The 19,121-nt window shown below is 70.6% G+C and carries 19 protein-coding genes, 1 tRNA gene and 1 riboswitch; of the genes, 14 read left to right on the top strand and 6 right to left on the bottom strand.

Features of this window, described 5'->3' with window-relative positions; genetic code table 11:
- Window positions 1-7: 7 nt before the first annotated feature.
- Window positions 8-595, top strand: a complete 588-nt coding sequence (locus OG390_RS18545) for a hypothetical protein (RefSeq protein WP_406169304.1) — start codon at window positions 8-10, stop codon at window positions 593-595.
- Between the two features lie 29 nt (window positions 596-624).
- A complete protein-coding gene (locus tag OG390_RS18540) occupies window positions 625-1,371 on the top strand; it encodes a YcnI family protein (protein WP_406169302.1) in 747 nt (248 codons plus the stop codon).
- Window positions 1,372-1,428: 57 nt separating this feature from the next.
- On the opposite strand, the gene OG390_RS18535 is transcribed toward OG390_RS18540, so the two are convergent.
- Window positions 1,429-2,529 (bottom strand): HoxN/HupN/NixA family nickel/cobalt transporter, encoded by a 1,101-nt coding sequence (locus OG390_RS18535; protein ID WP_406169301.1) that lies wholly within the window; start codon window positions 2,527-2,529, stop codon window positions 1,429-1,431.
- Between the two features lie 27 nt (window positions 2,530-2,556).
- Window positions 2,557-2,758: riboswitch (cobalamin riboswitch) on the bottom strand.
- A gap of 80 nt (window positions 2,759-2,838) precedes the next feature.
- On the opposite strand from OG390_RS18535, the gene OG390_RS18530 reads away from it, so the two are divergent.
- Window positions 2,839-3,198 carry a winged helix-turn-helix domain-containing protein gene (locus tag OG390_RS18530; protein WP_399074867.1) on the top strand — a complete coding sequence of 120 codons (360 nt, stop codon included), beginning with the start codon at window positions 2,839-2,841 and terminating at the stop codon, window positions 3,196-3,198.
- A gap of 128 nt (window positions 3,199-3,326) precedes the next feature.
- Here the strand turns inward: OG390_RS18530 and OG390_RS18525 are convergent, their stop codons facing one another.
- The 4 genes from OG390_RS18525 to OG390_RS18510 form a co-directional block, all read right to left on the bottom strand.
- Window positions 3,327-4,715, bottom strand: coding sequence for a Cys-Gln thioester bond-forming surface protein (locus OG390_RS18525; RefSeq protein ID WP_406169299.1), 1,389 nt, complete (start codon window positions 4,713-4,715; stop codon window positions 3,327-3,329).
- Window positions 4,716-4,995: 280 nt separating this feature from the next.
- Complete coding sequence (locus OG390_RS18520) at window positions 4,996-5,466, bottom strand: single-stranded DNA-binding protein (RefSeq protein ID WP_406169297.1); 471 nt, start codon at window positions 5,464-5,466, stop codon at window positions 4,996-4,998.
- 199 nt (window positions 5,467-5,665) lie between these two features.
- A complete protein-coding gene (locus OG390_RS18515; RefSeq protein ID WP_406169296.1) occupies window positions 5,666-7,669 on the bottom strand; it encodes a GTPase in 2,004 nt (667 codons plus the stop codon).
- Between the two features lie 5 nt (window positions 7,670-7,674).
- Entirely contained in the window at window positions 7,675-9,282 is a 1,608-nt protein-coding gene (locus OG390_RS18510) for a dynamin family protein (protein WP_406169294.1), read from the bottom strand.
- Window positions 9,283-9,592: 310 nt separating this feature from the next.
- On the opposite strand from OG390_RS18510, the gene OG390_RS18505 reads away from it, so the two are divergent.
- The 9 genes from OG390_RS18505 (at window position 9,593) to OG390_RS18465 (ending at window position 15,909) form a co-directional block, all read left to right on the top strand.
- Window positions 9,593-9,665: transfer RNA gene (locus OG390_RS18505), tRNA-Arg, on the top strand.
- Window positions 9,666-10,641: 976 nt separating this feature from the next.
- Window positions 10,642-10,995 (top strand): hypothetical protein, encoded by a 354-nt coding sequence (locus OG390_RS18500; RefSeq protein ID WP_406169292.1) that lies wholly within the window; start codon window positions 10,642-10,644, stop codon window positions 10,993-10,995.
- A gap of 29 nt (window positions 10,996-11,024) precedes the next feature.
- On the top strand, window positions 11,025-11,375 hold the full coding sequence (locus OG390_RS18495) for a DUF6247 family protein (RefSeq protein ID WP_406169290.1): 351 nt from the start codon (window positions 11,025-11,027) through the stop codon (window positions 11,373-11,375).
- Entirely contained in the window at window positions 11,372-11,638 is a 267-nt protein-coding gene (locus tag OG390_RS18490; protein ID WP_406169288.1) for a hypothetical protein, read from the top strand. Before OG390_RS18495 ends, OG390_RS18490 begins: the two co-directional genes overlap by 4 nt.
- A 159-nt stretch (window positions 11,639-11,797) precedes the next feature.
- The gene (locus OG390_RS18485) at window positions 11,798-12,844 is read left to right on the top strand and encodes a 2OG-Fe(II) oxygenase (RefSeq protein ID WP_406169286.1); all 1,047 of its coding nucleotides are present in this window, start codon (window positions 11,798-11,800) and stop codon (window positions 12,842-12,844) included.
- Between the two features lie 102 nt (window positions 12,845-12,946).
- Complete coding sequence (locus tag OG390_RS18480; protein ID WP_406169284.1) at window positions 12,947-14,089, top strand: hypothetical protein; 1,143 nt, start codon at window positions 12,947-12,949, stop codon at window positions 14,087-14,089.
- A 69-nt stretch (window positions 14,090-14,158) separates the two neighbouring features.
- On the top strand, window positions 14,159-14,389 hold the full coding sequence (locus tag OG390_RS18475; RefSeq protein ID WP_406169282.1) for a hypothetical protein: 231 nt from the start codon (window positions 14,159-14,161) through the stop codon (window positions 14,387-14,389).
- Window positions 14,390-14,485: 96 nt separating this feature from the next.
- Window positions 14,486-14,875 carry a hypothetical protein gene (locus OG390_RS18470; protein ID WP_406169280.1) on the top strand — a complete coding sequence of 130 codons (390 nt, stop codon included), beginning with the start codon at window positions 14,486-14,488 and terminating at the stop codon, window positions 14,873-14,875.
- A 719-nt stretch (window positions 14,876-15,594) separates the two neighbouring features.
- Complete coding sequence (locus OG390_RS18465) at window positions 15,595-15,909, top strand: calcium-binding protein (RefSeq protein WP_406169278.1); 315 nt, start codon at window positions 15,595-15,597, stop codon at window positions 15,907-15,909.
- 11 nt (window positions 15,910-15,920) lie between these two features.
- Here OG390_RS18465 and OG390_RS18460 read toward each other — a convergent pair whose 3' ends face one another.
- A complete protein-coding gene (locus OG390_RS18460) occupies window positions 15,921-16,625 on the bottom strand; it encodes a UPF0158 family protein (protein ID WP_406169276.1) in 705 nt (234 codons plus the stop codon).
- 62 nt (window positions 16,626-16,687) lie between these two features.
- Between OG390_RS18460 and OG390_RS18455 the strand changes: the two genes are divergently transcribed.
- Together OG390_RS18455 and OG390_RS18450 are read left to right on the top strand one after the other, a co-directional pair.
- The gene (locus OG390_RS18455) at window positions 16,688-17,860 is read left to right on the top strand and encodes a hypothetical protein (protein WP_406169274.1); all 1,173 of its coding nucleotides are present in this window, start codon (window positions 16,688-16,690) and stop codon (window positions 17,858-17,860) included.
- Window positions 17,857-19,119 (top strand): hypothetical protein, encoded by a 1,263-nt coding sequence (locus OG390_RS18450; protein WP_406169273.1) that lies wholly within the window; start codon window positions 17,857-17,859, stop codon window positions 19,117-19,119. The genes OG390_RS18455 and OG390_RS18450 overlap by 4 nt, the downstream gene beginning before the upstream one ends.
- The last annotated feature ends 2 nt before the right edge of the window (window positions 19,120-19,121 follow it).

The raw sequence follows: 19,121 nt of genomic DNA, 5'->3' as shown, positions 1-19,121 counted from the left end.
GGGCTCCATGAGTGCGTCCCTGGCAGTACGGAGCTTGCGCGCGGCGGTGTTCGCCGTGCTGTGCGTGCTGCTGGCTGCCGGCGGCCACGGGCTGGCGACAGGGGAGGGGCCGCCGCTGCGGGCGGACGGTGCTGGGGTCCTCGCCGTCTTCGCGGGCGGCATTCTGCTGGGCGGCCGGGAACGGTCGCTGCTCGGCATCGGTGGCGGAATGCTGGCCGCGCAGGCCGGACTCCACCTCGGGTTCGAGGCTGCCCGCCCGCGTATGCCGATGAACATGCACGGGGCGCACATGATGCACGCCCACGCACACGCCCTGACGCCCCACGCCACGGCCGCGCATGCGACTGCCGCGCTGCTGGCGACCTGGTGGCTGCGGCGCGGCGAGGCCGCGTTGTGGTCCCTGCTGCGGTGGGCCGTGGCGCTCGTCCCGGCGCTCGCGGCATGGTGGCGGGTGAGGACGGGACCGTCTCCCGTACGGGCCCATCAGGACGTCGTACGCCGGAATGCCTTGGAGACATGGCCGCCGCGGCAGGTGCTGCTGCGGCACGCCGTCTCCCGTCGGGGACCGCCGGCCGGGCTCGCGTACACGCCCTGACCGCATCCACACCAGTACGGAGTTCCCTGATGTCCCCGACAAGCACCACCCTGCGCCGAGCCGGCCTCGTCGCCGCCCTCACCACGGCCGGAGTCCTGACCGCCGCGGGCGCGGCCTTCGCGCATGTGACGGTCCACCCCGAGAGCTACGCCAAGGGCGCCACGGACGGCGTGCTGACCTTCCGCGTCCCCAACGAGGAGGACACCGCCAGCACCACGAAGGTGCAGGTCTTCCTGCCCACCGATCACCCGGTCCTGGGTGTCCTGGTCACTCCGCAGTCCGGCTGGACCGCGAAGGTGACGACCACCAAGCTCAAGACGCCCATCAAGACCGACGACGGCACGATCACCGACGCCGTCTCCGAGATCACCTGGACCGGCGGTCGGATCCGACACGGCGAGTTCCAGGACTTCAACGTCGCCTTCGGCCAACTTCCCGACGACACGGGTCAGCTGGAGTTCAAGACGCTGCAGACCTATTCGGACGGCAATGTCGTCCGGTGGATCGAGGAGACACCGAAGGGCGGCGAGGAGCCGGAGAACCCGGCGCCGGTGCTCACGCTGACCGCCAAGGCGACGGGGGAGGATTCCTCCGGGGCAACTTCCGGCGCTCCCTCGTCGTCGAGTTCGGGATCGGATGCCAAGAGCTCGACCGCGAGCAGCAAGAGCAGTGACTCGACCGCTCGCGGCCTCGGCATCGCCGGCTTGATCGTGGGCGTGCTCGGCCTGGCCGCGGCCGGATTCGCCCTCGCGCGAGGCCGCAGCGCCCGCTCCTAGCAGGGGAAACGGGGGCGGCTGCCACCCAGTCGACGGGCGGCTGCCGCCCCGCCGCTCTCAACTCCCTTCGGCGGGGCGGACCGCCCACCGCTGCTCGACCTTGGCCAGTCGCCAGTACGCCACCGCCGCGGCCCAGACGACCACGAACAGGCCGACGATGATGTACCCGACGTTGTCCAGGTCGAGCCCCGCTATCCAGCCGGTCACGTCGTCGCGCAGGTCGAGTTTGTCGTGCAGCACGCCCACCAGCTCGATCGTGCCGATGAAGAAGGCCACCGCGATGGACAGGCCGGTGATGGTGAGGTTGTAGAAGACCTTGCGCACCGGGTTGGAGAAGGCCCACTGGTAGGCGAAGTTCATGAACGTGCCGTCCAGCGTGTCGAACAGGCTCATCCCCGCCGCGAACAGCAGCGGTAGGCACAGGATGGCGTACCAGGGCAGTCCGGCCGCCGCGCCGCTGCCCGCCATCACCATCAGCGTGACCTCGGTGGCGGTGTCGAAGCCGAGCCCGAAGAGAAAGCCCAGCGGGAACATCTGCCCCGGCCGCGTGATGGACTTCGTGAAGCGGCCGAGAATGCGGTTCATGAACCCACGGGAATCCAGGTGCTGTTCGAGTTCCTCCTCGTTGTACGTCCCCGCCCGCATCGCCCGGAAGACCCGCAGGATGCCGATCAGCGCGACGAGGTTGAGGGCGGCGATCAGGTAGAGGAAGGACCCGGAGACCGTGGTACCCATGACGCCGAGCATCTGGTGCGTGCTGGAGTCCTCGTTCATGATGCGCCCGGCCAGTTGGGTGCCTCCGGCGATGAGCGCGGCGAGCAGGACCACCACGCTGGAGTGCCCGAGCGCGAACCAGAAGCCCACCGACACCGGTCGCTTCCCGTCGGCCATCAGTTTGCGAGTGGTGTTGTCGATAGCGGCGATGTGGTCCGCGTCGAAGGCATGCCGCATGCCCAGGGTGTAGGCGGTCACGCCGAGGCCGATGCCGAACGCCTTGGATCCGACCTCGTAGTGCTCCGGCACGACGAGCAGGAACAGGATGCCGAACGCGACGACGTGCAACGCCGCGATCACGGCCAGGAGCACAGCGGTTCGGACGGTGTCCTCGCGGCGCCACCGGAACCCGGTGGCGGGGGACGACTGCGCGGGCAGGCTCATACGGTCACGCTCCAGCACCTCGTGGATCAGTTCGTGAGATGCCGTGGCCGGTCTCCTGGCTTACGGGTGCACGTGCCCGCCCCTACCTTCCCGGCCTTGCGGCCAGTGGCGCCGCCAGAGGGCGGCACGGGACGGGAACTCCCCGATCACAGTGGCGAGGGCCGCTCCGGCCTGGGCCCCTGAGGGGCCGTCACCGGTCTTCCCGAACACCACGGCCCACCAACCCTAGGGTCGGACGGGCTCCCCTGCACAGCTGCACACCTACGCAGGTATTGAAGATCACATGGGGTCGCCTGCCAAGATGACCTCATGCACCTCGTCCCCGCCGAGCGCGCCGACCGCCGGACCATCGACGGCCACCGGGTCTGCGACGCCATCGCCGCCATCGGTGAGCCCGGGCACGTGCGCACCTGGGCCGACCGCTTCTCGCTCCTTGCCGACCCGCGTCGCCTCGCCCTTCTGCTGGCCCTGCACCGGGCCGGCCCCCTCGCCGTCTCCGACCTCGCCATCGCGACCGGCATGAACGACCCCGCCGTCTCCCAGGCCCTGCGTCTGCTCCGCACCGCCGGGGTGGTCGAGGGCGACAAGGACGGGCGGGTCGTGCGCTACCGGGTGACCGACGGCCCGACCGCCGAACTCCTCGAACACTGCGCGTCCGACAAGGGGTGAGCCGCCCCGGACGGCGGAGCCCAGAATGGGTGCGGCCCCGGATGCCTGGGGGGCTTGCCGGGGCCGCGGACTCACGGAGTCACCGTGTTGCGGTCACTCACTGTTGAGTTGCCAAGGTGCTGTGTTGTTCAGTCCTGGACCCGTGTCTGCTTCTTGCGGACGAAGACAACCGCCCCGCCGCCGATCACCACGAGGGCGATCGCTATGCCCGCGATGATCGGGGTCGTGCTGGAACCGCCGGTCTCGGCGAGGTCAGTGCCTCCGGTGGAGGTGCCGCCCACCGTCGCCGGGCTCGGCTCACTGACCGTCTGGGTCGAGATGTCGCTCGTACTGCCCTGGGTCTTGCAGTCGAGAACGCCCTTGAATCGCTTCGAGAAGCCGTTCGGACCGGTGATCGTGAAGTCGTAGGCCTGGTCCTCCTGCAGCGGGATGGTCACCGTCTGGGACGTGCCCGCCTCGATGGTGTGCTCGATCCCCATCAGCTCGAAGGTGAACGCCTCGTCGCCCGCGTTGGCCGCCGTGATGTCCACGCCGCCCTTGGCGCAGTTCTTCTTGGCGGACAGGGCCGGTATCGCGCCCTTCTCGGCCCAGTTCGCGGTCGCCGACGCGGAGACCGTCGACTCGCTGGAGCCCGCGAGGATCTGTGTCTGGCTGCGGGTCTCCGAGGTGAAGGCGCGACCGACCGGTACGGTGGTGGACGCCTGCACGGTCAGCGAGGCCGCACCGTCCGCGGCGTCCTTCGGCACGTCGAAGTAGATCCGGCTGCCGTCGGCCGCGGAGGTGATCGCCTTGTCGTTCTTGTCGACGATCTTCACCCCGCCGGCGGTGGCGTCCGAGGGCGGCGTCACCGTCACACTGTCCGCGTTGGTGTGCACCGTGACCGGGCCGAGCTTCTCACCGGCGTGACCGGAGACCGCGGCGGGGTCGAGAGCCAAGGATGCCTTGGGCTCCGGCAGGTTCCGCGCGTTCTTGTGCAGATAGTCCGCCAGCTTCTCCGCCTGCGGGTCCACCGCGTCCACGTCGGCGCCGTCCGAGTACCGCCAGATGGCCACCTGGGTGCCGGCCGCCGCGTCCTTCTCGGTGAGGCCGGCGACGCCGGCCTTCTCGGCGAGCGCCGCGAGGTCGTTCACCTGCGGGTAGGAGTTCTGCAGGATCCAGCGGATCTTGCCTGCGTCCTTGTTGCCGTTCAGCGACGTGCTGCTCCAGGGGGTCTCCTGGTACTTGGCGTCCCGCTGCGTCGGGTTGTGGATGTCGATGCAGTAGGTCTGCAGCATGCCGCCGTTGTCGACGGACATCTCGAACAACCCCGCGGACACCCACTCGTCCTCGCCGTTGTCATGGATGACCGCGGACCCGTAGGTCTTCAGGTCACCAATGGTGGCGGTCGCACCGCCCAGGCTCTGCGGGGTCTCGTCGGCAACGGCCGTACCGGCGGAGGCGATCGCCCCCGCGGCGACGAGCCCCGACACCAACGTCGCGGCGGCGAGGCGGGCGGCCCCTCGCCTGCGCGTGGACAACGCAGACAGCGAAGAAAGCACAGAATTCCCCTTCGTGCAGGACCCGTTGACATGGGGGGACGGTCCCGCCAGCAGAATCAGAAGCCCCGAGAGCTACGTCCGGCATCCTAAGGACGCGGCGCACCACGCTCCCCAGACATGTCATCCGATAACCGATCCGACTCGGAATCGTTATCGCTCACACAGCTGTGAGCTGCGCTTATCGACAAATCCATGAGGGCCGTTCGCGATACATTTGTCGATAAGTCGCAGTTCGGTCAGGGTGTGTGCAATTCTGACATCACGTCACCCCGACGGGCTCGGGCCGCTGTTGAGACGGGGCCTCGAGGTCGGCCTGTGGCTCCGTTTCCCAACTGGGCTCCGGCTGAGGTGTCGGAGCCGCTCCCATGTCCCCCTTGGACGCTCGTCGGAAGGCGGACGTGCCTCGCGAGAGGTCGTGTCCGATCGCGGCCGCGTCGACGTCCGCCGAGGTCCAGCTCTGGCCGTCGCGCGTTTCCGTGCGTACCTTCAGCCGGCCGTGCACGACAACCGGATCGCCCACCGACAACGAGGCCCCGGCATTCGTCGCGAGAGCCCTCCTGGCCCACACCGTGAAGAAGTTGGTGTGTCCGTCGGTCCACTCGTTCTTCTCGCGATCCCAGTAGCGCGACGTCACGGCCAGCCGAAACCTCGTCGAGGCTCCCGTCGACAGTTCCCGGTACACCGGCTGCGTCGCGACGTTCCCCACCACGCACACCATCGTTTCGTTCATCCCGAACCCCTCTCCCGTACGAATGCGTCTGTCGCGTTTGTTGCGTCTCTCGCGTCTCTCGCGGCGACCGCATGCGCTGCGATCGCCGCGAGTTCAGACTGCCTTCGCCGGGCCGAGCCCGCTGAGCGCTGTGGGCTACCGGCCGGTTGTGGAAAACCGCGTCACCTGATGGGGGTGTGGGCATACAACTGCGACGCGGTCACCCGACGGGCGCGGACGTCACCCCCGTGACCCGCCCGTACTGCTCTCGCACCTCCCGGTACCGAAGCAGTTCCGCGGCCACGGGATCCAGTACGCGCGCCCTCCCGCACCCCGCGGCGGCCTCGCGCAGCCGCCGTTCCGCTTCGAGCCCGTAGCGCCGTGCGGGCCCGCGCGCTGCCATCCTGCTGCTCCACTCGACGGCCGGACCGCCGATGATGCCCGCCACCATCAGTAGCACCGGAACCCCGAGATTCGGCGACGTGATCCCGATGATCTGCCCCAGCAGCCAGAGCCCGCCGATCACTTGGAGGATCGTCATGGAGGCCTGTGCCAGGACGGCGACAGGCCACCAGCCGGGCCGCGGTGGGCGACGTGCCGGGGTCACGGCGCGTGCCGCCATCTCGTCCAGCGCCTCGGGCAGCCCCTGCGCCCCGCGTACGGCCGCCTCGCGCACCGCCTGCGCCCAGGGTGCGGGGAGCCCGTACACCGCTCGGTCCGCGACCGTGCGGACCGCCTGCTCGACGCGCTGGCGTGCCGTGGACTCCTCGTCCGCGGGGGCCCGTACGGGCAGGCGGCCGGTCGGGGGGTCGGCCCGGTCCTGGCACCAGCGCCACAGCCGCAGCCAGGGCGTCCCGCAGGCACGGTTGGCGTTGCGGCGCCACGCGCGCTCGGCCGCCTCACCGGCCGCGACGGCGCCCACCGCGTCCGCGAGCCGGTCCGAGAACTCGTCGCGCGCCTCCTCGCTGAGCCCGACGCGGCGCCCGGTCGCGTAGACGGGACGCAGCCGCGCCGCGGCCGCGTCGAGATCGGCCGAAATTCGACGTGCGGCAGCACCTCTCTCGGCCACGAACTGGCTGAGAGACTCACGTAGTTCGCCGACGCCGTCCCCGGTGAGCGCCGACAGAGCGAGCACGGTCGCGCCCGGTTCGCCGTACTCGCCGAGCGCGATCCCGTCCTCGTCGAGCAGCCGCCGCAGATCGTCGAGGACCTGGTGGGCGGCCTCCCCGGGCAGCCGGTCCACCTGATTGAGCACGACGAACATGACCTCCGCGTGCCCGGCCAGGGGCCGCAGATAGCGCTCGTGGAGGACGGCGTCGGCGTACTTCTCCGGATCCACGACCCAGATGACCGCGTCGACGAGCGCCAGGACGCGGTCCACCTGTTCGCGGTGCTGGACGGCCGCGGAGTCGTGGTCGGGCAGGTCGATCAGGACGAGGCCGCGCAATTGCGCCTCCGCCTCCGGGCTCTGCAACGGACGCCTGCGCAACCGACCGGGGATGCCGAGCCGGTCGATGAGCGTCGCCGCGCCGTCGCTCCAACTGCACGCGATGGGCGCGGCGGTGGTCGGCCTGCGGACACCGGTCTCCGAAATGGCCACGCCGGCGAGCGCGTTGAAGAGCTGCGACTTGCCGCTTCCCGAGGCCCCCGCGATGGCGACGACGGTGTGCTGCCCCGAGTGCTTGCGGCGCGCCGCCGCCTCGTCGAGGACCCGGCCCGCCTCGGCGAGCGTCCTGCTGTCGAGGCGGGTGCGCGACAGGCCCACCAGCTCGCGGAGCGCGTCCAGGCGTGAGCGCAGCGGTCCGTCGTAGGCGAGAGGGGTCGGCGGGTCCTGTACGAGGGGCCTGGTCTCCCTCATCGGCGCCTCCTGCCCGGTGGCGGTCTCGGAGACGCGCCGCGCGATGAGGCCGTCGTCCCAGACGGGTCCGCCCTCCGCGCGCGCGGCCGTGTCGTCGTCCTCCACGCGCGCGTGGCTGTCGCCCGAGGCGGCGCTCTCAGGGGGCACCTCTTCGGATGGTTCGCTGTCCGCGGTGCCCTCCTGAGGCTGCTTCTGGGCAGTCGCCTTCCCGGAGACGCCGTTTTCGAAAGTGCCCTCTTCGGAGGTCTTCTCCTCGAAAGTGCCCTCTTCGGGGGAGGCGCCGGAGGCGTCCACGGAGAGGTCGTCCTCAGGGCGGTCGTCTCCGGGACGGTCGGCGTGATCCGTGCGGTCAGTGACGGCAGTCACCGCGGTCACCTCTCCTTCTGCAGTACGGACAGCGCGGCGATGAGTTCGGCCTGGGGTTCGGGATGGACGTCGAGCGCGTCGAGGGGTGCGAGACGGCGTTCGCGCTCGGTGTGCAGGGCCTTGTCGAGGTAGCCCGTGAGCAGTCGGCCGCCCCGGTCGCGCAGTCGCAGCGCACCGTGCGCCCCGATCCGCTCGGCCAGCCCCTCGCCCGCCGTCCGTGCCCGGCGGCCGCCCAGGAGCGCGGTGGCGACCAGCGCGGCCACCACCTCGGGATCCGGCGCGATGCTCTTGTCAAGGCCGCGCACCTCCTCCTCGGCGTACTCCTCCAGGACACGCCGCCAGCGTCGTACGGTCATCCCGATGCGGTGCTCGGCGCTCTCCAGCGTCGGATCACGGTCCGTCAGCCCAGGAGCGCCCGCGGCCGGTTCGCGCCGCCATGCCTCGTCCACACGCTCGTCGGCCGCCGTGACCGCGCACAGCAGCAGGGCGCTCAGGCTCCCCACGAGCGCGTCGAGCAGCTCGCCGGCGCTGCAGTCGAGGGGGTAGGCGCGCCAGCGCTTGAGCGCGTCACCGGAGAGCACGGCCCCGGCCTGCAAACGCCCCTTCACGCGTGTGTGCTCGCTGTCGTACGCCCCGTCGACGGCCGCCGTGAGCCGCAGGGCGGCTGCGTACTGTGCGGCGGCCGCGCTGGCCAGCTCGGGCATCCGCGCCTTCAGCGAGTCGAGGACCCCGTAGGCCGTACGGGCCATCGCCTCCTGCCGGGCTCCCGGGTCCTGCGCCTGGTGCACGAGCCACGTACGCAGCGGTGCGACGGCGCTGGCGGGCAACAGGCCGCCGCCCCACGCGGACTCGGGCAGCTCGGGCACGGTGAAGCGGGGCACATGGCCGAGTCCGGCCTTGGTGAGCAGGGCGCCGTACTGTCGCGAGACCTCGGACACCACCTGGTGGGGCACCCGGTCGAGCACGGTGACCAGGGCCGCCTTGTGCTCCTTGGCCGTACGCAGCAGATGCCACGGCACGGCGTCGGCGTACCGGGCGGCCGTGGTGACCATGACCCAGATGTCGGCCGCGCAGATCAGTTCGGCGGCGAGGACACGATTGTCGGCGACCAGGGAGTCGATGTCGGGCGCGTCAAGGAGGGCGAGGCCGCGGGGGAGCGTGTCGGCGGTCTCGATACGCAGCACCCGCTCGCCGCTTTCGGTGAGGGGGGGCAGGTCGTCGCCGGGCTCCCGATGGGGCACCCACACGCGCGTGAGGTCGGGCAGCACCCGCATCCCGCTGAACCAATGATGGTCTTCCGGATGGCACACCAGCACCGGCGTGCGGGTCGTCGGCCGCAGCACGCCCGCCTCGCTGACCCGGCGGCCCACAAGAGAGTTGACGAGGGTCGACTTGCCCGCGCCGGTGGACCCTCCGATGACGGCGAGGAGGGGTGCTTCGGGTTCTCTCAACCGGGGCACCAAATAGTCGTCGAGCTGTGCGAGCAGTTCGTCGCGGTTGGCACGCGCGCGTGGAGCCCCAGCCAGGGGCAGCGGGAAGCGTGCGGCGGCGACACGGTCGCGCAGGGCGGAGAGTGTGTCGAGCAGCTGAGGCCGTACGTCCAAGGTCACCACATGCGAAGAATGCCCAATTTTGGAGGCTTTCTGAAGCATATGAGTATGTCTGCGCGCCGACAGGACACACGGGGCGGAAGGGATGACTGGGACGCAGGCATAACGAGTGCACAACACCCGATGCGTGAGACGCCAAAAGCGGTGCACGATTCGTACCCGCCTGCGATTATCAGGACCGCTTCACCGAACCTCCACATCGAGCCACGGAGGCGAAGCGCGAGGGACAGGGATGCGGGAGCCCTATCCTTGTCCCCGGCAAGGTCACGGATCAGCCCGCACCCGGGCACCAGGACACCGGCCGCCACACCCGGCCCCCGTAGCTCAGTGGATAGAGCAGGCGCCTTCTAAGCGCTTGGCCGCAGGTTCGAGTCCTGCCGGGGGCGCGAACCTGCGGTCATCCTTGACTGGGTGTTACCGCAGGTCAGCAGCTTGCGCGACGTGTTTTCGAGGTGTCCAGGTGTGCGCCCCTGGGAAACCGCTCCCGGGTAATGTCCGGGAATTTCATGCGACTGATCGAGAAAACCGCAGGTAGAAGCACTACTTCACGGTATCCGTAGCTCCGACGGGAAGCCGCAGGTTCGAGTCCTACGGGGGCGCACAGAACTTGGCTGGCCGGTCGGCCGTCTCGCGAGGCCGGTTACTGCGATCGACCGTCCGTCAGCTACGTTCGGTCATCGTCGCCGGAACTGTCAGAGGCTGTCTCCGGGTGTGCCGCGAGCCATCGCAAGGCGTTGAGGACGGCTTGAGCCTGGCGCTCTTGCAGCGCGTCGCCGTCTGGCCCGTCAACGGTGCGGTAGCTGACGTACACGACGGGGTCAGGGCCCCATCGTCCGCCGCCCGGTGGCGGCGGGGGCGAGGCGTTGTCCGTGTCGGTCATGGTGTCGATGGTCGCGACCGAGCAGCGCGGAGAGGCCGGTCCGCCGAAAGCCGCGAGCGGACGCCGCAGAGCTCGTACCCTGCCTTCCTCGCACGGTCACTGTGCGCCGTGTTCACCTGGCCCGGCCACGACGGCGGATGGATCAGGTCTGCTCCTGGTTGGCCGGGCGCGCCCGGGCCGCCTGTTACAGCTGCCGTTTGCGGCGTGCGGTGACCGACGGCCCGGCACCGCGTACCGGGCCGGGGCCCCTGTGAGTCACTCCTGATCAGGCCGGGCCGCCGGGGGTGACGCCCGGCGCGGTGAGCCGGTTCAGGGGGATCGCCGGCGGCCCGGGCGGGTCGCGACGGGGGTGGACGACCGTCGAGCCGATACCGGGGAGGCTCAAAGGAAGACAGGTCGTGTCTGCATGTCAATGTTGTCTGGCGGGCGGATCGTGCCCTACGCTCGCGGTGACGCCACCGCACGCATCAGGAGTGGATCTCATGGTCGGCACCTCGCCCCGGTCCTACCGGCGGCCCTACGTGGGCGCTGCGACGTGGAAGTCGTTCGGAGCCCGGGCGCACGCGTCCGGCCTGTCCGCGGCCCGCGCGTTCGAAAGCCTCCTCGACGCTTACGTCACGGGCCGGATCCCTCCGGATCTCATGCAAGCCACCTCCCCGGGGGCCGATCGGCAGCAGGTCAGCGTCAGCATCGACCCCGCCCTGTGGAAGCAGGCCGAAGCGCGCGCCCGGGCCGAGGGACACACCAGCCTCTCCCCGGTCGCCGACCGTCTGATGGTGGCGGTGGCCGAAGGGTGGATCACCATCTCCGTGTCCGTGACGCCGGCCGCAGCCTGACCCCCTCTCTCCCCCTCAGGAGCCCCGCCATGACCGCTTCACCCCTTGCCCCGTCGGGGCCGCTCATCCCGATGCCGGAGAAGACCCCTGCCGCACTCCGCGTCGCCGTCGGGCGGCTCGATGCCACCGCCGTCACGAAGTTCGACGCCCATTGGGAAACCGTGATGGGGCAGGCCCGCGACGAGTACAGCATCCTGCCCGCACGCCATTTCACCGAGCACTGGTGGACCTGGGTCGCCGTCACCCGCTGGCCCGCCCGCGCCGCACGCTTCCGCGAACTGGAGAAGATCGCGGCCGAGTCCGCCGATCGCTCCGAGCGCCGCGCCGCCGCCGCGGAGCTCGGCCGCATCCTCGCCGAGGCAGGGGCGACCGCCGCGTGAGCGACTGGACGTGGGAATACCTCTCAGGCGCCGAGTACGTCGTCGGGGGTCTCACCAAGGACCAGCGTGAAGACGTCGAGACCCTCGCACAGCGCATCACCGACGCGGTCGGCGTCCGCCGCATCGGCCATCCCTTCGACATCCAGGAATCCGTATCCGGTGTCCTGAGTCACGGAGACGGAAACGTGATGGTCTGGTACCAGGAGGACTATCGCGACGACGTCGTACTCGTCCTGCGCGCAGAGCACTTCCTGGCCGACTGACGGCAAGTGAGGGCGTTCAGGGGGCCGGCGTGCGGTCAGCGGGCTCCGGCGACCGGCCTTCCCTCCGTGTACAGAACCTACCGATTCCTCAGACCTGCCCCGCCGCCCCGGATAGGGTCGGGACTCTCCCAGATCTCGAGAAGAACAGGGCGAGCGAGCATGGCGAAGACCGCACGGGAACAGCTGGCGCGACTCCTCGGCGGCGCCGGGCCCGTCGGATCGTTCAGCGCCCGGCTGTCGGCACCGGCCGACGTGATCGGGCTCGAGGTGTCCGGTGTCGGACCGGTGCGGCTCCCCTTGCGTGCGTCCCTGGCCAGGAAGCTGGTCGCGGTGGCACGGCCGGCGAAGTTCGGACGGGGCGAGAGGACGCTGTCCGACACGAGCGTGAGGGACACCTGGGAGCTGACGCCGGACCAGTTCGTGCTGAACGGTCCGGGCTGGGCGGCTCTGCTCGACGGAGCGCTGGAGCACTTCCGCGCCGAGCTCGGGCTTCCGTACGGGGCCAGACTGCGGGCCGAACCGCACTCGATGCTGATCTACGGCAAGGGACAGTTCTTCCTTCCTCACCAGGACTCGGAGAAGGACGACGCGATGGTGGGCACCCTGGTGGTGTCCCTGCCCTCGGCACACACCGGCGGGGAGCTGATCGTCGAGCACGCCGGGAAGAGCGTCACCTACCGGGCCTCGAAGGACGAGCTGACCCTTGTGGCGTTCTACGCCGACTGCCGCCACCAGGTGACCCCGGTCAGGTCCGGATACCGTCACACGCTCACCTTCAACCTGCTCGCCAACGCCGCGCCCCCGACCGTGGACACCGGCCCCGCCGCCGAGCCGGCGCGCTGCCTCACCGAGCACTTCAGCAGGCCCGCCGCCCCGCGCTACGGAAGTCGCGATCTCGCACCGCCGAACCGGCTGGTCTTCCTCCTCGACCACGAGTACACCCAGCGGGGTCTGGGCTGGGGCCGCCTCAAGGGCGCGGACGCGGAGCGTGCCGCGCTGCTGCGCGCCGCGGCGGAGCGGGCCGGATGCGAGAGCGTCCTCGCGCTCGCCGAGGTGAAGGAGACCTGGGAGGCCCTGCCCGACGGCGACGATCCGTGGAACGACTACTACGGCTATGAGGACGAGGAAGACGACGAGGACGGCCGTCTCGACGCCGCGGCGGAGGCCGCTGAGGACTACCAGCTCCAGGACCTGATCGACGACTAGGTCACCCTCGACTGGTGGACCGGCCCGGACGGCACCGGCGGCGAGGCCGTCTCGCTGTACGTACGCGACTACGAGGTGTGCGCCGCCACCCCGAACGCGAGCTTGACGCCCTACCAGTCCGAGTACGAGGGCTACATGGGCAACTACGGCAACACGCTGGACCGTTGGTACCGGCGGGCCGCCATCGTCGTGTGGCCACGCGAGCGCGCGTTCGCGGCACGGGCCGAGGCCGGGTCCGGATGGGCCCTGCGCGAGATCCGCTCCCGCGCCGAGGCGGGAGACCTGCCCGGCGCCCGCGGCGCGGCACAGTCCCTCGCACCGTTCTGGGAGCGGCTGAAACCCGATGCGGGCCTGCTCACCGCGGCCCTGGACGCGGCACAGGCCGTGAACTCGGCCGAGACGGCCGCGATGCTGCTGCGGCCGTTCCACACCGGGCTGCTCACACGTGAGCACACCGGCGGCCTGGCCGCGGCGGCCGGGCGGTACGGCGAGGACTGGGCACAAGGCATCGTCACCGGATGGTTCGAGCCCCGGCACCACCACATCCACGACAGCCTGGCCGAATGGGCCGACACCACCCTGCCCGAGCTGCACGGCGCGCTGTACACCAGCGGCAGCCCCTACCTGGCACGCCTCCTGACGGCCGAGACCTGGCGACGGCTGGCCGGCGAGCTCCGCACATGGGCCTCCCTCACCCGCGGCGACGTCCGCCGCCCGGGGCTGAAGACCCTGAGCGTGCCCCTGGCGCGACTCCTCGACCTGGCCGACCCCACCCTCCGTACAACGATCACGATGGACGTGCGCGCGTACGAGGACACCGTCCTGGAGTGTCTGATGCCGACGCTGCGTCTGGCCCACACGCGGTCGACGCCGGGACTCGGCCAGCTCGCCCGCGACTGCGCGTGGCGTCTCCGCCCGATCGCCGCAGCACCGCCACGCGCCGACGGCGACTGGTCGATCGCATGGACCGGGTGCGGATGCGACCTCTGCGAACAGTTGGGTGCGTTCCTCGCCTCGCGGACGCGACAGGTCCACGAGTGGCCGCTGGCCAAGGACGGCCGCCGCCACATCCACACCGGGATCGACACGGCGGAACTCCCGGTACGGCACCACACCCGCCGCCAGGGACGCCCGTACACCCTGGTGCTGACCAAGACCGACAGGCTCTTCACCGACGCCGCGAACACACGCGCCAAGGCCGCCGCCGATCTGGCCTGGCTGAGGAAAACGCACGGCACATACTGACACCCTGGGGAGCACGGTCGGGCTCTGCGGCCGGCCCGACCGGATGAGGCAGCGGGGCACAATAGGACCATGAGCGAAGAGGAACTGCTCACCCGGGTACGGGAGATGCGTGAGCGGGGCAGCGGACCGAAGCAGATCGCCAAAACTCTGGGAATCCGCCCGGCGCAAGCCACCATCCTGGTGCGGAAGGTCGCCGAGGCCCAGCAGGCCGGAGTCGCCCCCGCCGAACGCGCGGTGGTGGCCGCATACGTCAACGCTGGCTGGAGCGCCGGGCTCGACATGACCGGCGCCCCTGACTGAGCCGCGGCCGACCCCGTCCGCGACCGGACGGAACTCGGCACAGGCGGGTTCGCGCAGATCCTGCTGGCCCGGCAGGAACGGGGCAGCAAGGTCACGGTGTGCGGCTTCCTGGTGGACGTGTACTGCCTGGGCGTCAAGAACCTCACCGGACCGGAGATCATGGGCGCCGGATCATTTCCGGCGTACGCCCGCACCTACTACTCCGCCTTCGACCATCCGCCGCTGAGCATCGGTGTGGAGCAGGCCCAGGCCATCGTCCACGGCGCGATCGCCTACGCGCACGACCTGGGATTCGCCCCCGCTTCCGGATTCGAAGAGGCCGCCGCACACCTGGGCACACCCCCCGACGGACTGCCGGAGATCAGGTACGGCAAGGACGGCAAGCCGTTCTACGTCTCCGGCCCCCGGGACAACCCCCGGGCCATCGTCCAACAGCTCGAACGAACCTGTGGCACGGACAACTTCCACTACATCGCCCATCTGTGACCCCAAGGCACGGAGCACCCTGAAGGCAACCAGTTGACCCGGGCAACTCCCCGTCCGACGGGACCACAGGGGCACGGCGAGCCACACGCTCTCCGACCTCTCCCGGAAGATCACTCATTGCGCATCGCCGACCGGAACCACGCGGGCACGCCCTTCAACCCGCACCGTGGCACAAATGTGCAGGTCAGCGCCCTGCGCGTGACCAGCCATGTTTTGCGGCTCCCGCCGGGGGCGCCAACCTGCGGTCAGTCCTGCCTGGGCATCGTTGCAGGGCAGCGCCGTTTTTTGTCCGTCAGCGACGTTCGTGGTTGTGCGCCCCTGGGGAACCGAGGAGGAGCCGAGTCGGCGGAATCCCGTCCAGGCCGAAGAAAAGCGCAGGTCACGGCCCCTCATCCATGGCTCGAAATGTGAGCGGCCAGCCACAGGTTCGAGCCCTACGAGGGCGCCCAAAACATGGCTGGTCCTCCGTCGAGGACCATGCGGCTCAGCGGCCATCGACAGGCGACGAGAACGGACAGCCTGCCCCTGATCAGCACTACTCCGCGCAGTCGGCGACCCTCTCGGCGTCAATCCGCGGTTGGTGCTCGGGAGTCGGTACGAGCCACCAGGCGGCACGTCGGCCCTCAGCGCGGGAGGAACGACCGTCGTGGCTCAGGGCGGAGCGGCCGACAGTCGACCGAGGGAAGAGAGCTGCGGGCTCCGCCGGTACCGTGTTCCCTGTGGACGGGGAGTTGAGTGACGCGGAACTCGATGAGCTGGTCGAGCAGGCCACCGTGGACGCCTACGACGCCGAGGAGCAGCTCACCGGCCTCTACACGATGCTCGCAGAGCATCTGGCTGTCCCGTTCAAGACGGTCGTTCTCGGGATCGAGGTCACCGTGAAGAAGGTGGACCTGCTGCCCGGCAGCCAGATCGTGGCGGTCTGTACGCGAGGCAGGCACCGGCAGGCGATCGGCGTTCTCGACCTTCCGTTGCCGGATCCGGCGCCCGAGGGGGCTGAGTGGATCGAGGCGTACCGGCATTGGGGACCATGACGGCGCGCGGGTCAGTGTCCGCCTGGTGGCATCGGCCGGTAGCCCTGATCGGCGAGCCAGGCCCGGGCCCGGCCATACTGCCGTTCCGCGGAGAACAGCCAGTATCGCTGCAGCTGTGCCGGTGAGGTGGCCAGCATGTCCTTGAAGCGGCGGAACGCTCCCGGGCCCTGGATCGCGATGCCGAGGAACCGGGCGAGGTCCTGGTCGTCGAGGGTGGTGATGAAGTCCTCCATGTCGCGGTAGGCGTCGCGTGATCCGGCGCACGGGACATGGAGCCACCGCTCGGTGCCTTCCGGTTTGTCCTCGTCCCATGACTCCTCGGTGTCCGCGAGGGCGGGTCGGCACTCGCCGGTGTCCAGGTCGATGCGGCCACCGCCCCAGGCCGGGTCGCCTTCGAGCAGACCGGAGAGTTCCTCCAGATCGACCGGCAGCGGCCGCAGTACGCAGACGGCACCGCCACCCGCCGTGCCGAGCTGTTCGGCGAGGACCGCGTCGCCGGGCCAGCCCCGTTCGCGCAGGGTGGACGTGCACGCGATCGCCGTCTCCCGGGCGCCGGGCACACCCCGAAAGACGGCTGCGGAGAGTGCGTCTCCGCACTGCTGCAGCACGCCGACGGGGTCATGCGTACGCAGCAGGGCGAGCAGGGACGGGCCGTCCGCGGTGTGGCAGGCGGCGCGGAGCGCCTTCAGCACGTGGCCGGTCCATGCCTCGGTCATGCCCGCGAGGCTACGCCGAGGCGCGCTGCGAGCGCCATCGTCTCCGGTGCGACAATGCGCTGGTGAGCACAGCGGACAAGGCCGCAAGCAGGCGCCGGCCGCCGACGTTCGGCCCGGAGCCGTGGCCTCTTCCGGCACCGTCTGGTGAATGGTCGTACTGGGACGTGTGGTTCGCCGTGGCGTGCGTGGTGGACTGCGGCGGCGACTGGGACGCCTTCGATGTTCGCCTGACGCGGGAGCGGTCGGGCGAGGTCATGCGCGGGGCGTATCTGGAACCGTTGTGGAGCCATCTGCTGGATCTACGGGAGCGTCTTACGGCGGACGGGCTCGGTGCGGCCGAGCTGGCCGGAGGCGCGGCGCGTGATCCGAAGGTCGTCGCCCGGGCCCGTTCCAAGGTGTGGAAGCAGGCGCTGGAGGGGCGCGCGAAGACGGCGCCCATGCGGTGGACTCCGAGTCGGCGGCTGTCCGCGCGGGCTCTGACCGGGGCGTGGCCGCGCTTCCCAGTGTCGCCGCAGCGTCCGTACGAAGCATTCGCCGGGATTGTGGATCTGGATCGGCATCACGGCCAGTGGGCGACGATGGCGGTGGCAGAGGCCCTGGCCGAAGCCACAGTCGCCCAGGTGGGGGAAGCAGGCGGGGACGCAGCGAGGCTACTGGCCGTCCGGCGGGCCGCGTTGACGTGCGGGGTGCGGGCGCTGCGGGTGCGCGACGACTCGTGCGGCACACTGGGCGAGTGGCTGCGCCGGACGGTGACCGAGTACGCTTCCGCCCCCTGGCGGCAGACGGCGCTGCCCGCCGACGTGTTCTGGCAGGACTTCCTTGAACTCCTCGGTGAGGTCGGCGATTTCGGCGGGACGTACCGGCAAGAGGCCGAGTTGTTCGCGTACGCCGGGGTCCAGGGCGATCTGGACCTGGTGGAGGCCCTGGCCTCCGCACTGCACAGCGAGTACGCCTCGGCCCGCTGGGACTTCCGCGCCCGTGAGATCGTGGGCCTTCGCGCCTACGCCCAGGTCGCGGCCGGGGCGGTGGACCGGTTCACCGCCACCGCGACCGTGCTGGGCTCGGAGGACTGGCAACCACTGGACGCCATGGTCTCCTGCGCCCTGCGGCAGGATGATGTCGCGACCGCCCGCGCCGTGCTCCGGGCGGCGCACCGGCCGGGGTTCCAACAGGACTGGGTACGGCGCCGGGCCATCGAACTTGGCCAGGAACTCGACGGGGAAGGACACGCATGACGCGTGCAGGCGACGGAGGGGATGTTCGGGACCGGCTGCTCGGCTGGCTGCTGCCGGACGGCGGCCCGGCCGGCTCGCTCACCCAGGAGGACGTGGAGCGGTTATGCTGGTACGAACTGCCGGTCAAGTGGATGGCGGAGCCCGCCGAATACCCGCACATCCTCACCGCCTTGGCCGAGTTCCTCCAGGACGCCGACCAGCCCCGGGCCGCGGCCGTCTGCACCTCGGAGGCCACCCGCGAGATCCTCGACGCATGGCAACACTCGCCTGATCAGGGGCGGGCCACCTATCAGCGGGCCGTGGACGCCTCCCCGGTGACCCCGCCGGACACCGACCTGCTCACCTGGGGGCCGGTGATGGGCTTCGACGAGGCCGTCGCCCGCAGCAACGCCTCCCGGCTGCTACAGCAAGCACTCGACGACGGCACACTGGTGCCCGGCGCCCGCGGCTACACCACCGTGCGCATCAAGCACGTAGAGCGCTGGCTCACCACCCCGCACTCCATGCACGACGGCCGTACCCCGCTGGACGCCGTCCACAGCGAGCGCCGCCGCACCTGGGCCGAGGCCCCGCCCGCCGCCCGGCGCCGTCTGCGCGGCACCGTAACGGACCTGCTGAGCGTGGCGCCCGAGGTGCCCGCCGACACGGCCGAACCCCTGCGCTGGCTGCTGGAGTCGGTCGGCGACGGGGTGACACTGACCCAGGCCGGCTACCTGCCGCGCGCCCTGGTCGTCGAGGCCGCCGAACGCTACGACTGGTATCTGCCCGGCACGGTGCCACGAACCGAGTACGACGTCACCCGCCTCGTCGAACTGCACGAACTGGCCCGCGCGGCGCGGCTGCTCGCCAAGCGGCACCGCAAGCTCGCCCTGACCGCCCGCGGTCGGCAACACCTCGCCGACCCGGCGCTGCTGCAGGTCACCGCGGCCCGCGCGTGGTTCGGCGACGGTGTCCGAGCCGAGCTCGCCGAAGCCGCCGCGGCGGCCCTGCTCGCCGGGGAGCTCACGCTTGACGACCTCACCGGTGCCGTGCACACCCTGGCCGCCGAGGCGTTCACCCACCCCGACGGCACCGCGCCACGCCCCGACGACACCCGCCACTTCCTGTGGCAGTGGCTGCGTCCCGGCGAGGCCCTCGGTTTCCTGGCGTACCGCGATCGCCGCCGCTCCACCATCTCCCTCACCCCCACCGGCCGCGCCGCCGCCCTCACCGCACTCCGAGCACATGCCCACGCTCCCCGGGCCGCACCCTGGGCATGAAC

Source organism: Streptomyces sp. NBC_00996 (assembly GCF_045162675.1).
Lineage (GTDB): Bacteria > Actinomycetota > Actinomycetes > Streptomycetales > Streptomycetaceae > Streptomyces.
This window is presented reverse-complemented; position numbering and strand designations above follow the sequence as displayed.